The sequence below is a fragment of the Kiritimatiellia bacterium genome, assembly GCA_028715905.1.
GTDB lineage: Bacteria > Verrucomicrobiota > Kiritimatiellia > JAAZAB01 > JAAZAB01 > JAQUQV01.
Genome location: JAQUQV010000013.1, coordinates 18823 through 34988 on the forward strand (window position 1 = coordinate 18823; position 16166 = coordinate 34988).

Below are 16166 nucleotides of genomic sequence, written 5' to 3' on the forward strand. Positions count from 1 at the left end.
TTTTTTTCATTCTCCGGCGCGGAGCACCATGATTTCGCCGAAGGTTTTGTCCTGCCGGGCGTTTATCTGGTGCAGTCTGACAAGTTCCAGCACGGCCAGAAACGTGCAGATTATTTCATGCCGGGTCGCGGCCTGGTCAAAAAGTTTTACGAACGGGATGCTTGTTTTTTCCTTGATCACGGCCAGGAGCATTTCAATCTTGTCGGCCACTGTTATCCCTTCGGCGATGATTTCGCCGATCACCTCCGGCTGAACCTTTTTCAAGGCATCGTTGAAGACCGATATCAGGTCAAAGATGGTTACCTCATCCAGCTCAATTTCCGGCGACTGGGGTATCGCCGGTTCTTCGCTTTGGCGGAGGAACGAATTGCCCTGGATTGCCTCCATTTCCTGCAGGGTTCCGGCGGCGTCCTTGAATTTCTTGTATTCCACCAGCTTGCGGATGAGGTCCCAGCGCGGATCCTCTTCCTCCGGCTCAAGCGCGGGACGTTCTTCCGGCGGCAGGAGCATCCGGCTCTTGATCATGAGGAGGGTGGCGGCCATGACCAGGAAGTCACCGGCGATATCCAGGTCCAGCATGCGCATCAAGCCGAGGTATTCCATGTACTGGTTCGTGATGCGCTCAATGGGGATATCGTAAATATCCAGTTCGTCCTTTTTGATCAGATAAAGCAGGAGGTCAAGCGGTCCTTCAAAAACCTCCAGCTTGATTTTCAACTCGTCCTGAACTTGCATATGATTTGCCCCGCTATTCCAATCCCACGGCCTTTCTTGCTTTCTGCAGGGTGTTCCGGATCACCGCCCGCGCCCGTTCGGCGCCCTGGCGCAGAACACGCTCCGCTTCGGCCGGGTCCGACCGGAGTTTTTCACGCCGGGCGCGGGCTTCGGCAAAGAAAAGCCAGATAAGGCCGGCCAGTTCTTTTTTCACCTCTCCGTAACCGAGACCGCCTTTCCGGTAGCGTTCGTCCAACTGCTGGCAGCGGTCCGGCGGGGCGAACAGTTTATACAAGGCAAACAGGTTGCATTTTTCGGGGTCTTTTTTATCGGCCACGGTCTTGCTGTCGGTAACGATCCGCATAACCGTCTTGCGCAGTTCATCCTCCGAGGTGAAAACCTTGATGGTGTTGTCATAGGATTTGGACATTTTCTGCCCGTCAATGCCCGGCACTACCGCCACTTCTTTTTTGATCAACGGCTTGGGTATTTTGAATGTTTCCCCGAACTGATGGTTGAACTTTATGGCGATATCGCGGGTTACCTCAACGTGCTGTTTCTGGTCCTGGCCCACCGGCACAATGTCCGCCTGGACCGCCAGGATATCGGCGGCCATGAGCACCGGATAGGCAAACAGGCCGTGACTGGGCGCAATGCCGCGGGCGATTTTATCTTTGTATGAATGACACCGCTCCAGCAAACCCATAGGGGTAACGACCGAAAGCAGCCAGGCGAGTTCCTGGACTTCGGGCACGTCGCTCTGCCGGTAAAAAGCCGTTCGGGAGTGGTCAAGTCCGAGCGCGAGGGCATCAAGCGCGATTTCGTTAATGGCCGCGCGCAGGGCGGACGCGTCCTGCACGGTGGTTAAGGCGTGATAGTCGGCGATAAACAGGTAAGTTTCGTCGCTTTTCGCCTGCATTTCCAAGGCCGGTTTCAGCATGCCGAAATAATTGCCGAGATGGAGTTTGCCCGATGATTGAATGCCCGATAACACCCGCATGATTTTTTTCCTTTCCCGCCGAATATAACGGCTTCGGACGGTTAATCAAAGAAAAAAATCCGCCGGAATAACAGTTGTTCTGTCAGGTGTTCCTGCGCGTGTTTTTAGCGCGCAGCACGAGGGCGGAACGGGCCGGCAGGTAAGCCTTGATCGCCGCCCGCTGGGTCTGGTCAATGCCGGCAAAATAGACCTGATTGGGAGTAAGCCGGCCGTGCCCGCCGAAGCAGGCCGCATCGGTATCCAGAACCAGGCGGTATTCCTTTGCGAAAGCGGGAAGGGCGTAATCGGGGTAGGACGCGTGCGGGTGGAAGTTGAAAACAAAAAGCAAACCGGCCCTCTCAAAGGCGAGCACCTTGTCGTCAAAATGTTCGGCGGCCAGGCGCGGGCCGGCATTTTCAAGCAGGCCGGCGAGCGCGGCCAGCTCAAGCATGGCCTTGTCAAAATCGGCAAGAAAATGATAGACGAGATTCTGATCGTCGCGCAGGTGCCACTGGCGGCGGGCGTAATGATAAGACCAGCGGTTGCCTTCGCGCGGAAAATCAATCCATTCCGGATGCCCGAATTCGTTGCCCATGAAATTCAGGTAACCATGGCCGGCCGTGGCAAGGGTGGCCAGACGGATCATTTTATGGAGGGCCAAGCCGCGGTCCACCCGCAGGTTTCTTCGGTCAACCGCCATGCAGTCATACATGTCGCGCTCAATCAGCCGGAAGATAAGCGTCTGGTCGCCGACCAGGGCCTGGTCGTGCGATTCGGGATAGGAGATTGTTTTTTCATCGCGCCGGCGGTTGGTCAATTCATGCCATATTCCGCCGACGTGCCAATCCTCGTCGCGGGTGTCCTTGGTCAGTTTGATCCAGTAATCCGGGATGCCCATGGCAAGGCGGTAGTCAAAGCCGATTCCGCCGGATTTGCGGGGGGCGGCCAGACCCGGCATACCGCTGACGTCCTCCGCCACAGTGATCGCGTCCAGCCGCACCTCATGGATCGTTTTGTTGGCCAGCGTCAGATAAACGTAGGCCTGTTCGTCAACGCTGCGATCAAAATAATCGTCATAGGAGGTGAAAGCCTTTCCGAGTCCGTGATGGTGGTAAAGCATGCTGGTAATGCCGTCAAAGCGGAACCCGTCAAACTTATATTCGTCCAGCCAGAAGCGGCAGTTGGAGAGCAGGAAATGGAGGACTTGCGTCTTGCCGTAGTCAAAACAGCGTGAATCCCAGAGTTCGTGCACCCCGCGCGGTCCGTCGTGGAAATACTGGTAAAGGGTGCCGTCAAAACGGCCGAGGCCTTCCACCTCGTTGCGCGCGGCATGCGAATGGATCAGGTCCATGATCACGGCGATTCCCGCGCCATGGCAGGCATCCACCAGTTCCTTCAGTTCTTCGGGGGTGCCGAAACGGGAGGAGGCGGCGAAAAAACTGGTGACATGATAGCCGAATGAACCGTAATAGGGATGCTCCTGAACGGCCATCAACTGGATCGTGTTATAACCGGCCGCGATGATCCGCGGCAGGATTTTTTCGCGGAATTCGCGGTAGGTCCCGATTTTGCCCTCTTCCTGGGCCATGCCGACATGGGCCTCATAAATGAACGGCGACTTGGGAGGCCGGCGGTAATTCGCATGCTGCCAGCGGTAGGCGGTTTCCGGCCGCCAGACCTGGGCGTTGAATATCTTGGTTGTGTTGTCCTGCACTACGCGCCGGACATAGGCGGGGATGCGGTCGCCTTCGCCGCCCGGCCAATGGAGGCGGAGGCGATAAAGGAGGCCGTGAGCGAGTTTGCCGCGCGGGAGGCGCAGTTCCCAGACGCCGTCGCCGCCGGCGGGCGCAAAAGCATACTCCTCATTTTCCTTCCATCCGGAAAAATCTCCGATCAGGGTGATTTTATCGGCGTTCGGCGCCCATTCGCGTAAAATCCATTCGTTGCCGTTGAAATGCAACCCGAAATACTCGTGGCCGGACGCGAAATCGGCCAGCGCCATCTTGCCCCCCGTCAGCCGCCATTCCGTCTCATAGCCGAGGGCCAGGCGCCGGATGATATGATCCTGATAGGGCCGGAGGTACGGATCATTGCGGAGAATTTCAGAGTGAAGGACGGGCGGGGCGCTGCGCGGCGGACGCGGTTTTTTATTCAATTTCAATCCGGCCTTCTTTCCTTTTGTCGCTTTATCCATCCGCCCATGTAATCAATCCGGGGGCGAACTGAAGCCGGCGATCGTCCCGCGGAACAACGCGCGACACGAAGCCATATTGTCCGGTGGTGGGAATCTGCGGAAAGTAAATTTCAATAGTCAGAAGCCGGAACGAAAAACATCCCCGCTCTGCAAGAGCCCCTGACTACTGGCTTCTGAACGCGTAAATGAAAACTATTCCACTTTTCGCACGCTGTTGAGTGTGCCGAATGAATTACGGGTCCAATCCTGGCATTCCGGATCAACGACCCAGTTGCCGCTGATCACGAACTTATATTCGTATTCGCCTTTCGGAAGCATCAGCGTGATGCTGTATTTGCCGTTTTTGCGCGTATCTTTCATCTGGTGCCGCTGGGGATCCCAGTTGTTGAACGTACCCGCCAGGTAAACCTTGCTGCCGGGATTGGCCGACACTTCAAATGTTACGCGTTTGGACGAAGAGCCTGCTTTGCTTGTTCTTATTGCTTTTTTCATGGTACCTCCTGATGTGGCAATGCCGCCATCCAACACCTGACAGCCGTTGATGGGCTGTTGTTTTCCGAAAACGGTCTGTGTTCTTTTCCGTTTCCGGATTCACCTTATAGCATGTCTGCTTAAAAAAGCAAGTTATTATATCTTGTTTTCATTTTCTTGACAACCGGCAGGGAAACGGGCATCCTTTACGCCTTGAATGTAACGGGCCGTTAACTCAGCGGAAGAGTGCTATCCTCACACGGTAGAAGCCACTGGTTCAAATCCAGTACGGCCCACCAGAAGACCCCCCCCCCCGGCTAATGCAAATTTCGCCTCCCTCCGCGGACACGGGGCAGCCATTCCGAATTAGGAATTTTTCGGGTTAAAGAAGGCGGTTTTCCCTCCTGTTTCGCTTAACTGTCCGGCCTTATCCAGCACATAATCTTTGGACCGATTCCTGTTCATCTTCCGTAAGGCGTCGCTCAATGGCCTGCCATTCGTAATATTGGTATTCGCTCATATTTTATTTATCGGTATTTCGACGGATAAATGAGCAAGAATTTCGCTGAATCCGTATATGAAAATTGTCCCCGTTGACTCTTTGCTATTCTGATGGCTTCATTGATCCAGCTTTTACTCCATGTATGAGTGAAAAAGCCGTCTGCTTGGCGCAGTTAGCGTTGGCGATTTTGGGACAGACGTGTCGGACTGCACAGACTTGCAAAATCTCCTTTCCCGATTTCTGGAGCCGGGAGCGGAGTAGCCGGCAGTTTCCGCCCGTCCAAGAGCAGGTAGAGCCGGAAGACGTCGGTCGCCGGCGTCTCATTGTCTGACGCGAAACTTGTTGTTCTTGAATTGGATTTTCGGCTTTGGCATGTTGTTGAGGACGGCCGGATTTTTTCCCAGGAATTTCAGGGGATTATCACGGCCCACCTGCCAAAGCTCTTTTTCTGTCAATAGTTTTAACGATGCCAGATGGTTCATACACTGGACCATGTTGGCCGAGGAGCCGGCCAGGTAGGGGGTGCCGGCGAAACTGATCCGGCCGGATGGGGCCAGGGTAACTTTCCGGCCCACGAATTCGTATGGGCCCGGCGGCAGGCCGGCCAAATCAACCGCGTCGCTGACCACGATAAATCTTTCCGCTGTTTTCGCGCGCAGGGCGACTTTGATGAAATCGGCGGGCAGGTGATGTCCGTCGGTGATGAACATTCCGTACAGATTGTCGCAGGCCAATTGCCGCCAGAGGGGGTTTTGATGGCGGTTGATCATGTTCGGCAGACCGTTGCCGAGGTGGGTGCAGGCGGCGGCGCCGGCCTGAACGGCTTTTTCCAGGGCGTCGTTTCCGGCGAAATGGTGTCCCAGGGAAACCCTGATGCCTTGGCGGGAACAATATTTGATAAGGTGGGCCGCGCCCCTGGTTTCCGGGGCGATGGTTATCAGAACGATGCGGCCTTCCGCCCATTCCTGGAAACGTTTCAGCAGTCCAACGCCCGGCCGGCGGATAAAATTCGGCGCATGGGCGCCGCGCGCGCCTTCCAGCGGGGAGATGAATGGGCCCTCAATATGGATTCCCAGGATGCGGCCTTTCAGTTCCGTTCCGTTCATCGCCCGGGCGAACAGGCGCAGATTGCGTTTGTAGATTTCAAGGCTGTTGGTTACAAGCGTCGGGCAATAAGCGGCGGTTCCGGCCTTGACCAGTTCGCGGGTGGCCCGATGAATTTGCTCAAGCGTCAATCGGGGCGACGCGAAGTCAACCCCCTTGTAGCCGTTGACCTGCAAATCAATGAATCCGTTTTTTATCATTGCTTTTCCCTTTGTTTTTTTGCCTTTTACTCGCGCCTTCGGTCTTTATTTCCGCAAGTTTTTCGATTTCCACTTCGGCGCGGCCGGCAAAAATTTTTCAAACTGCCTGATCAGCCTGTTTTCATAGTCGCCGCCGTACGTTCCGTCAAGAAATTTGCCGAATGACTCCTTGTAAAACCTTTTCCACGATTCCTCCTCACGGCCCGGATTGACCGGATAAAAACAAGCGTGATTTTCCGCTGCCGCGCGCCGGTCGCCGGGAGCGTCGCCGATCATGAGAATTTTGTCCCGGCCGTAGCGGTTCCCGGCGGCGAGGCGGATATGCTCCGCCTTCGTCCCCAGTTCCTGGCCGGCGATGACCCGCACGAAGTCCGTCAGATTATGCTCTTTCCATTCGCGCGCGAGCGCCGTGGCCGGGGTCTGCGAAACGCAGATAACGTCGGCGTTTTTTTTGATTTTTCGCAGGCTTTTAACGGCCCACCGGAATGGCCTGACGTTTTTAACGGTTGCGGCGACAACGGCGTTGATTTTTCGGCTCCATTGCAGGACGGAACGCAGTTCCTCATCGCCGGAATTTTTAACCGCCCTGGCCAGTTCCGCGTTGCTCAAGGGCGCGCCGGAGGCGATGAAGTTTTTCAATGATTTGAGTTCCGGCAGTTTGACTTTTGCGGCCGCAACTTCCGGCCGGCGGCGGAGCAGGTCAAAGGTCAGGAGCAGATTCACAAAGCGGTTCCGGCCGCGGTAAATTGAGTAAAGATTGACAAACTCGGCGGTTTCGCGCAGATGCTTTTCAATTTCTTGCAGTTTCCAATGGCGGATAATTACGCGGTGAAAGCATTTTTTCTGCTTGAGCTCCATGGTCGGGAAAACACAGCCGTCCGAGTCAATCCCGACAAAAAAATCATGCTCCGGCTTGAAACGGGCCAAATCGTTTCTGGTGAATCCGGGAATCTGCTTCATGAGGATTTCCGCGGTCCGGCCGCTTTTTTTTATCAAACCGTGTAGGTGGATGCCGCCGTGGAGCCGCCGTGTCCGGTCCAGTTGGTATGGAAAAACTGGCCGCGCGGCTTGTCAACGCGTTCATAAGTGTGCGCGCCGAAATAATCGCGCTGCGCCTGCAGAAGATTGGCCGGCAGACGTTCCGCGCGGTAACCGTCATAATAATTCAGGGCGCTGCTGATGGCGGGCGCCGGGATGCCGAGCTGCACGGCCGTCTGCACAACGCGCCGCCAGGAAGGCTGCGCCTTTTTGACCGCGTCCGCAAAGAACGGATCAAGCAGCAGGTTGACCAGTTTCGGGTTGTTGACAAAGGCCTCCTTGATTTTTCCCAGGAACGCGGAGCGGATGATGCAGCCTCCGCGCCACATGAGCGCAATGCCGCCGTAGTTCAGGTTCCAGCCGAATTCCCCGGCCACGGCGCGCATCAGCTGGTAGCCTTGCGCGTAGGATACTATTTTTGAGGCGTAGAGTGCCTGCCGGAGATCGTCCGTGAATTCATCCCGGCTGCCCGAAAAATTGGCGGTCGGGCCGGGTAGAATTTTGGCGGCGGCCGCGCGCTCTTCCTTCAGCGCCGAGAGGCAGCGGGCGAAGACGGCTTCGGCGATCAGAGTCAACGGCTGGCCGGCGTCCAGCGCGGACATGACGGTCCATTTGCCGGTGCCCTTCTGGCCGGCGGCGTCCAGAATTACATCCACCACTTCCCGGCCTTCCTCATCCTTGTAGCCGAGTATGTCGCGGGTGATTTCAATCAGGTAGGAATCCAACTCGCCCCTGTTCCACTCGTCAAAGACTTTATGCATCTGCGCGTTGGTCATGCCCAGGCCCTGGCGCATGATCTGGTAGGTCTCGCAGATCATCTGCATATCGCCGTATTCAATGCCGTTGTGAACCATTTTGACGAAGTGGCCGGCGCCGTTTTCGCCGACCCAGTCGCAGCAGGGTTCCCCCGTTTCGGTTTTGGCCGAGATGTTCTGGAAGATCGGCTTGACGAACTCCCAGGCCGAAGGCGAGCCGCCCGGCATCATTGAGGGGCCGCGCAAGGCGCCTTCCTCGCCGCCCGAGACGCCGGTGCCGATATACCGGAAACCCTTTCCTTCCAGGTATTTTGTGCGGCGGGTGGTGTCGGGGAAATGCGAGTTGCCGCCGTCAATGATGATATCGCCTTTTTCCAGCACGGGCAGCAACTGCTCAATAAAATCATCCACCGCCTGGCCGGCCTTGACCATGAGCATGACCCGGCGCGGCTTTTTCAGAGCGCCAACCAGCTTCTGGATGGAGTGGGCGCCGATTATTTTTTTGCCCCTGGCGCGGCCGTTGACGAAATTGTCAACCTTGGAAACCGTGCGGTTGAAGACGGCCACGGTATAGCCGTGGCTTTCCATGTTCAGGACGAGATTTTCACCCATAACCGCCAGACCGATCAATCCTATGTCAGCTTGTTGCATGTTTTTGTTCTCCTCGTTGAATTGTTCAGGAAACCGTTCATCTTATGGAATCGGTTCGGCCGGTCAATATAAAAATGCTCCCGCAAAACATGTTTCTCATTGCTTGACATTTCCGCCGGGATTTTACAATATGCCAGCCATGCAAATGCGCGTTTGCGCCGATTCCAGCGGATGCATGTCCTCGTCGGTTAAAAAGCGGTTTCTTATTCCTATGAAAGCAAAAACTATGAAAGCAAAGATAAACCATTGGCTGATTCCGGCCGGCTCTATGGCGCTGGCTTTTTTCCTGCTCGGAAGCTCCCGTCTGTCCGCACGGAACGTCTATCCGGATCCAAGTTTTGAAATCTGCGGCGAATCCGGCAATTCCAGAACAGGCGCCAAGGCTGGACATTTGAAGATAGAGCGGAAACAACGGGCAAAAGATGACCCGGCCTTGATGAAATGCGTTGAGGTGGAACCTTTTGCGACTTACCGGTTCAGCGCATGGGTCAAAGCAAAGGCCGGCGCCGGCAACGCATATGCGCTTTATTGCCATCAAACAGATTTCAGATGGGCAAACATGCACAAGGCGTCTCTCGCGGAGAGCCCGGATTGGACGCAGGTTGAAATAATTTTATCTCCATTTGACAAGAAGCTTTATGTAAGACCGTTGTTTTTTTCCGATGCGTCAAACTGGGAGGCATGGATTGATGACGTCAGGCTGGAAAAAATCAAAAACGTGGACGAAACCATTGCCGCGTTGACGGCAAAAAATAATTTATCCGCGGACGAACGGCGGCTGCTGGCCCGGTTTTGGGTTTCCAAAGGGGAATTCCAAAAAGCAATTGATTTGACAGACGGCGCCGGTGATCTCCTGAAAGCCGACGTTGCCTGTCTTATGGCACAGAGTGCGCCGACATATGAACAGCGCCGTTCCCATGCGCTTGAAATGGCGCGTCTCGGCGGTTTGGAGTATCAGGAAGGCACCAAGCGTTTCAAGGCGATTGTCGCGGATTGCAGCGTATCTGAAAAAGCGGAAATTTTCGGGGCGGTATTGCTGCTGGCCCCTGATGTGAAAGCCGTCTGGAATTTTTATGCGGAACTTTTACAGTCGTGCGCCGCTTCAATGGATCCGGTAATGTGCGGCGAATGGATGGCGGCGCTCAATTCGGCGGACGCCTTTCTTGAGCAGATGCGCTCCGGCCGGGGGCGGTCAAAAGTCTGTCTTGATGAAGCGGAAAAATTGCGGGCAACTCTTGAAACCGCGCGCATTGACCTGGAAAAACGCAGGAAAGCGCTGGGGCATTGCGAAATTTTGCTTGGAGGAAAAGCATTGCACGCGCGGTCGCATGCCATCGTCGTTCCCGATGTTCCATCCAAACCTGAACAGTTTGCCGCCAAAGAACTGCAATATCATTTTGAGCTGCTGACAGGCCGGGCGCTTCCAATCCTCAAGGACGCGGAAACCGCCGGCGATAAACGGAGTTTTTTTGTCATAGGGAAAAGCCGCCTGCTGACAGATTGCAAAATCAATGTTGACTGGGAAAAGCTCGGCAAAGACGGAATATTGATCAAGGCGTCCGGTCCGCATTTGTTTTTGTGCGGCGGACAGCGCGGGGTATTGTATGCCTGTTACTCCCTGCTTGAAGACTTTCTGGGATTGCGCTGGTTCTCTCCGGACTGCAGAATCTATCCCAGGGAGGGCGTCTTTGACCTGGCTTCCGTTGAGAAGCTTTACACGCCGATCCTTGAATTTCGCGATCATGATTCCTTTGTTTTGAAAGCCGATCCTAATTTTCCGGTGCGCAACAAGCTGAACGGGCATCGTGCCGCCAAGCCCGATGAGAAGCGCGGCGGCAATGTGTCGTACGCCAAGCGGTCTGCTCATACTTTCAATGATCTGGTGCCAGTCCAGGAATATTTCGTTGAACACCCGGAATATTTTTCGGAAGTCGCCGGCAAACGATATTCCGGACGCTATCGGGGGGATTCCGTTGTCCACGCACAGCTTTGCCTTTCAAATCCTGCGGTTGAAGATCTGGTCGTGGAAGGCATCAAGCGCTGGCTCATGGAATATCCCGGCGCATCCATCGTTTCCGTAACTCAAAATGACGGCAATGGGGCCTGTGAGTGCGCTAAATGCAAAGCTGTTGATGAAGCGGAAGAAAGCCATTCCGGTTCGTTGCTGCGGTTTGTAAACCGGGTTGCCGCGCGGGTGGAACCGGAGTTTCCAAACGCAGCCATAGATACTTTTGCATATGGCTATTCCCGGAAGCCGCCCAAACTGACAAAGCCTCGTTCTAATGTGATCGTGCGGCTCTGCAATATTGAGTGTTCGTTCTCTACGCCGTTGGAGGCGGGCATAACCGCAGAGAACCGGAAGTTTTGTGAAGATTTGCGGAACTGGGGAAAAATCGCTTCCCGGCTCTATGTCTGGACTTATGTTACTAATTTCAGGCATTATCTTCTTCCGCATCCCAACCTCAGGTCCCTGAAGCCGGATATTCAGTTTTTTATCAAAAACGGAGTCAGAGGCTTTTTCGCCGCGGGAAATAATAATTCGGCAGGCGGCGAGTTCCAGGAATTGAGAACATGGTTGATTGCAAAGCTCCTCTGGGATCCGGATGCGGATTTTGAGAAACTGTTGACTGATTTTTTGAACGGCTACTATGGCCCCGCCGCGCCTTTCGTGCGCGAATACATTGATTTGATACACGATTCGGCGGAAGAAACAAAAGCGGAAATGACCTGCTATACGAAGGCCGATGCGGCTTTTCTTACACCGGAAGTCCTCTCCCGCGCCAGCGCGATTTTTGACCGTGCGGAGGAATTTGTTCAGGGAGATGCCGTTTTCCTTCAGCGAGTCCAGACGGCCCGGCTCCCTGTTATCTTTACGATCCTTGAACAAGAGCTTCCCCTCTACCGCTTGGAGGGGAAAACGCTGATTCCACAAGCTTCCAGCCAGGAAGTCCTCCTGGATAAATTTGAAAGGATTATGAAGGCGGCAAAAGTTACACGCCTTCTTGAACAATACAGAGATCCCGCCCTTTGGGTCGCCGCAAAACGCAGCGACGGCGTCAAGGTTGCGGTAAAGCAGATAAAAAACAAGCAGTTGGAAGTCAACGTGCTGCCTGGGTTAGGCGGACGAATTTGGTGTTTGAAAGATTTGGCATCGGGCAGGGAAATATTCCGGACAGTGGTTGCTCCAGGCGGGTTCCAGATCAATGAGGGGGGCTATGAGGAATACAGCACCAAGGGATATCGTTCTTCTGGCTGGCACGAGTCTTATCAGGTTAAGGAATCTACGGCGCAACGGCTGACGCTCGCCGCCAAGCTGCCCAATGATTTCACGTTGAGCCGCAGTTTTGAACTTCTTCCGGACGGGCGTTGTCTGGAAATTACCTCTACCTTGACCAACATCGGCAAGCAAATACGTAAGGCATGCTTCCGAATTCATCCCGAATTTGCGTTTGATAATCCGCAGGAAGTCATTCTGGCATTCAAGCGGAAGGATGGTAATTGGGAGCGGAAAACAATGGCGGATTTGCCTAAAAATATAGGATCCCCGGAAATTGCGGAACTTGTGCTGACAGGCGAGGAACGGCCGTATGGAGAATGGGGCTTTGTGGATAAAAAGGCTGAAATTGGCGTGATCAACCGCTTCCGCGCGGCGGAGGTGGGCCGGTGTTACATCTACTGCTCGTCGGCGGATAAACTGTTTACATGGGAGCTGTGGTCTGTTGAAAAAGAATTGCGGCCGGGGGAAAGCATCGCAATTCACCAAAGTTATGAGATCATCAATGCGTTGCCGGAAACGGCGACGGCAAACGCAGAAGCAAAACCTTAAACCAAGGTATTGCCGAGAAATCCGTTCAATTTTTTGACGCCCCCTCTTGAATCGCCGGACGACATCCGGCCGCTTTCTCCTGTAATTCCGAAAGGCGGCGTCCGGCAAACGCGCGGTCCGTTGTTTTCAGGGAACGCTTTATTTGCTTGCCAGCGCGTTTCAGGATGGCATAGTATATTTTTGATTTTGCGGAACGATAAAGACAATGGCCGACTCTTTCCAAAGTCTGATTGGCGGCATTTTTTTTTGATTGTTTTCATGCAATTTGCCGCCGGGTGGCCGCCTCATGTTGCAAGTCTAAAATGAAAGAAATTTCGCGTTTAATTCGTTGAAAATGAGCTGTCTGTAATGCAATACCCCCGTAGCTCAGCTGGACAGAGCATCGGATTTCTAATCCGGTGGTCGCAGGTTCAAGTCCTGCCGGGGGTGCCACTCAATTCTATATCCGCCAGCATTGATTAAACTCTGTATTTACGGCATCAGAATGCTGGGATTATTTTCCGGAAGTAGAGAATAGCAGAGGACAACAGAGGACAAGAAAGGACATCATTCCGCCCTGATTCCGCCCTGGATTTTAACGGCGAAATATTTGCGAGCATCGGATTTTGAACACAATTCCCTGTAATGATTCCACAGGACGGCCGCGGCGCCGGAGTGTCCAAGTTACTGTGGTTAGGAGTTTCATTTAAGGCGGTGGCAGGCGGTCAAAGTAGTGACAGTTTAACTGTACACTTCCCGGCGGTGGCCAATGCGAATGACAATCACAACCAAGCGGTCGTCTTGAATTGTGTAGATAATGCGGTAGTCTCCGACACGGATTCGCCAGTAATCCCGATAGCCTTTCAGCTTTTTAACTCCATGCGGGCGGGGATCATCAACCAAGGCGTGTAATGCGGAAATAATGCGGGTATAAATATCACCATGCAGAGCATCGAGGAATTTCTGGGGGCTTCGATCAAGCCGGACAGTGTATCTCACGCCTTGCCTTCGCGCTGGCGTTCGTATTCTTCCAACGTAATCGCGCCGGACTGATCGCGTTCATACGCAGCCATTGCCTTATCTGCATGACGGATGTCTTCAAGGTCTTCAAGCGCGTCCAGCACGGCGGGCGACAACATAACGGCCACAGCCCGGCGGCCACGCTTGAGAACAACGGCTTCATGCTGGACAGTAACGCGGCGAAGCGTTCCGGCGAAGTCTTTTGCAGCTTGTGTAACGGATACTGTTGTCATGGCTTTACTATCCTACATTGACCGTAATTGGTCAAGTCAATATTCGCAACAATTCTTTTTTCACCTTGCCCCATGTCTTGGCGTTCAGCTTTTCGGCCAAGGCCCGGACTTTATCGGCTTCAATCATTCGCATTGTTGCCGCCGGCAGTGCAGTCCGGGTTTTAGGAATTGACTCTCCCATGACAGAAGGGATTTATCTTTGACAACTCGCAATTGCGATTCAACGATTGCATGCGCGGTTGCCAGATCGGCGGCCATGAACGGGCGCATGATTTTTTCTTTTTTGCTCTGCTTCCTCGCGGTCGGGGTATCCAAACTTTGCTTGACGACGCGGCCCTCGATAGTATACTGCAACCAAAAAACATTCCCGCGTTTATAAATGCAGCCGGTTCGATGTTTCATTTATGTATGTAACGAGCCGCCTTCGTTCGTCGTCGGCGCCATTGCGGGAATTTTGAACGGTGGTTTTACCGTCTTTGACGCATGAAATTTATCCGGGGAGGGCTTATGAAAAACAAATTATGTTTATTGCTTTTTGTTTTTGCCGCGGGTTGTCTGGCGGCCGCGAACGGCGCCGAGCCGCCGGAGGTGGCAAACGAGGCCGTGCTTTCAAAACAACTGGCCGAATCGTTGTCTCAAGCCATTGAACTGCAAGCAAAAATTGAGCAGGTCCGCGCCGCATTATCCGAAATCAACGATACGCTTGAACATGAGAAAAAAACAGCGGCAATCCTAAAGACGGAAAGAAAGCGCAGGGCGGAAGCATTAAAGCGCGCTGAAAAAGCGCGGGTTGCGGCCGGACAAGCCGAAAAAGAGCGTTTAGTGTTGGCCAGCCGTTTGGCGGAGCTTGAGCAGAACCTTTCCGGCTTTCGGCAAAATGCTCCGACGGGCAGGCTACAAAGCGAAATCACGAAAGAAAGACAGGCGTTGGCAGAGATTGAGGACAAAATCAAGAAATATGAAAAAGAGCAGCGCGCAGCCGGGAACGCCGTTGTTGAATTGAAAAAACAATTAAACACGCTCCGGAAAAATTCGCGCCTGACCTCGCAAAATGAAAACGAAAAAAAACGCCTGCAGTCCCGTCTTGAAAGCCTGCGCCGCCAGCGGGCCGGGGCGGACGCCCAAATGAATGCGATGGAAGGAAAACTTAAGGAAAGCGAACAGTCCGCCGCGGAATTGAGGAATATGATCGCCGTGGCCGAGAATCAGTCGGAAAAGGACAGGGAAACGGCTGAATCCATTGCCGCATTGGAGCAGGAGCTTGCGAAAGAAACCGCGCGGGCGCAGGAAGCCGCGGAGCGGCTTGAACAGCAGAACGGCAAACTCGCGGCGGTTGAGGATGAAAAAGGCCGGCTTGGCAAGAATCTGATTCTTGCCAGGGAAAAGCTGGGACGGGATGAGAAGAATATAAATCAACTGTCCGCCGTCAAGCTTCAGCTTGCCGAGCAGGGGAAAAAACGCGCTGATGCTGAGTCTGAATTGCAGCAACTGGAGCAAAAAGCAGGCGTTCTGGAGAAGGAAAACGAGAAGCTGGAACGGCAGTTGATTGAAGTCGGAAAACTGATCCTGCGGAATGAAGAGGAACTGCAAAAGAGCGCGCGCGTGGCTGAAGAATTAAGCAAGGAAACGGAACTTGCTCAGGAGGCAGCCGGGCGTTTCCGGGAAAGGGAAGAAATTCTGAAACAGCTTGCCGCGGAAAAGCTCGCGCTTCAGGCTGAGCTGGGGAAAGCCGAACAGAAACTGGCGCAAGGCAAAAACGAGATGAGAGAGTCCGAAGAAAAACGCCGCGCGCTGATTGCGGCAAAAGAAGCAAATGCTGTTTTTAGGAAGAAAGAGCGCGAACTGGCCGGACTTGAAAAGGAAAGCAGAGCCCGGATAAACGAGCTGGAGGATAAAACGCGCGCCATTGCCATGAGAAGCGCATCATTGTCTTTGCCGGCGGAACAACCCGCGGCCGTTGACCGGGCCGGAATGGTATCCCCGACTGATGCCTTTTCCAGTCCGGAAAAAGCGCCGGATGAAACCGGCCGCTCATCCAACGATATTTTGGCGGCGGAGCAGGCTGTTTTAAGCAGGGCGCGCATGGATGGTTCGGAGGTTTTCGGCCAGGATGATGGAACCGTCCGGCGCCAGGATGAACAAACCGGCAGCCGCACCAGGCGGAAACAGCTTGAGAAGGCGGAAAAGCATTATGCCCTTGGAATACAAAAATGGGACGACGACAATCTGGATGGCGCCATTGTTGAATTCAAGCAGGCCATTCGTCTCAATCCCGACGCCGCCGGCGCGTATTACAACATAAGCCTTGCGTATCTGCGCCAGGGACAGAAAAAGGCGGCATGTGAGTACGCCTATCAGGCCGGCGATTGTTATATCAGGAATAAGAATCCTGTTCAGGCCACAAGAATGACGGTGCTCCTGACAAAAATTGACCCAAATTCCCCATTCCTTCCCAAGCTAAGGAACAAAATTGCCGCGTTTGCCAGATAAGGATAAATCG

At 53.9% G+C, this 16166-nt stretch carries 11 protein-coding genes and 2 tRNA genes; 4 read left to right on the plus strand and 9 right to left on the minus strand.

Going from position 1 to position 16166, the window contains the following annotated elements:
- Positions 1-6: 6 nt before the first annotated feature.
- The 4 genes from PHP98_04285 to PHP98_04300 all read right to left on the minus strand — a co-directional run bounded on the left by PHP98_04285 (position 7) and on the right by PHP98_04300 (position 4379).
- Complete coding sequence (locus PHP98_04285; GenBank protein MDD5482852.1) at positions 7-735, minus strand: segregation/condensation protein A; 729 nt, start codon at positions 733-735, stop codon at positions 7-9.
- Positions 736-748: 13 nt separating this feature from the next.
- On the minus strand, positions 749-1714 hold the full coding sequence (gene trpS / locus PHP98_04290; protein MDD5482853.1) for a tryptophan--tRNA ligase: 966 nt from the start codon (positions 1712-1714) through the stop codon (positions 749-751).
- 82 nt (positions 1715-1796) lie between these two features.
- Positions 1797-3749 (minus strand): alpha amylase C-terminal domain-containing protein, encoded by a 1953-nt coding sequence (locus tag PHP98_04295; protein ID MDD5482854.1) that lies wholly within the window; start codon positions 3747-3749, stop codon positions 1797-1799.
- Between the two features lie 330 nt (positions 3750-4079).
- Complete coding sequence (locus PHP98_04300) at positions 4080-4379, minus strand: isoamylase early set domain-containing protein (protein ID MDD5482855.1); 300 nt, start codon at positions 4377-4379, stop codon at positions 4080-4082.
- Between the two features lie 203 nt (positions 4380-4582).
- Here PHP98_04300 and PHP98_04305 point away from each other — a divergent pair.
- Positions 4583-4657 (plus strand) — tRNA-Val (locus PHP98_04305).
- Positions 4658-5180: 523 nt separating this feature from the next.
- Here PHP98_04305 and PHP98_04310 read toward each other — a convergent pair.
- Genes PHP98_04310 through gnd form a run of 3 tightly spaced genes read right to left on the minus strand, consistent with a single transcriptional unit; the run spans position 5181 to position 8608 of the window.
- Entirely contained in the window at positions 5181-6164 is a 984-nt protein-coding gene (locus PHP98_04310) for an N-acetylglucosamine-6-phosphate deacetylase (protein MDD5482856.1), read from the minus strand.
- 45 nt (positions 6165-6209) lie between these two features.
- Positions 6210-7124 (minus strand): HAD family hydrolase, encoded by a 915-nt coding sequence (locus PHP98_04315; GenBank protein ID MDD5482857.1) that lies wholly within the window; start codon positions 7122-7124, stop codon positions 6210-6212.
- Positions 7125-7156: 32 nt separating this feature from the next.
- Complete coding sequence (gene gnd, locus PHP98_04320; GenBank protein MDD5482858.1) at positions 7157-8608, minus strand: decarboxylating NADP(+)-dependent phosphogluconate dehydrogenase; 1452 nt, start codon at positions 8606-8608, stop codon at positions 7157-7159.
- A 226-nt stretch (positions 8609-8834) separates the two neighbouring features.
- On the opposite strand from gnd, the gene PHP98_04325 reads away from it, so the two are divergent.
- Positions 8835-12434 (plus strand): DUF4838 domain-containing protein, encoded by a 3600-nt coding sequence (locus PHP98_04325; GenBank protein ID MDD5482859.1) that lies wholly within the window; start codon positions 8835-8837, stop codon positions 12432-12434.
- A gap of 355 nt (positions 12435-12789) precedes the next feature.
- Positions 12790-12866, plus strand: a tRNA-Arg gene (locus PHP98_04330).
- Positions 12867-13154: 288 nt separating this feature from the next.
- On the opposite strand, the gene PHP98_04335 is transcribed toward PHP98_04330, so the two are convergent.
- Together PHP98_04335 and PHP98_04340 are read right to left on the minus strand one after the other, a co-directional pair.
- A complete protein-coding gene (locus PHP98_04335) occupies positions 13155-13412 on the minus strand; it encodes a type II toxin-antitoxin system RelE/ParE family toxin (GenBank protein ID MDD5482860.1) in 258 nt (85 codons plus the stop codon).
- The gene (locus tag PHP98_04340; protein ID MDD5482861.1) at positions 13409-13666 is read right to left on the minus strand and encodes a type II toxin-antitoxin system Phd/YefM family antitoxin; all 258 of its coding nucleotides are present in this window, start codon (positions 13664-13666) and stop codon (positions 13409-13411) included. The genes PHP98_04335 and PHP98_04340 overlap by 4 nt, the downstream gene beginning before the upstream one ends.
- Before the next feature lie 507 nt (positions 13667-14173).
- On the opposite strand from PHP98_04340, the gene PHP98_04345 reads away from it, so the two are divergent.
- The gene (locus PHP98_04345) at positions 14174-16156 is read left to right on the plus strand and encodes a tetratricopeptide repeat protein (protein ID MDD5482862.1); all 1983 of its coding nucleotides are present in this window, start codon (positions 14174-14176) and stop codon (positions 16154-16156) included.
- Positions 16157-16166 lie beyond the last annotated feature (10 nt).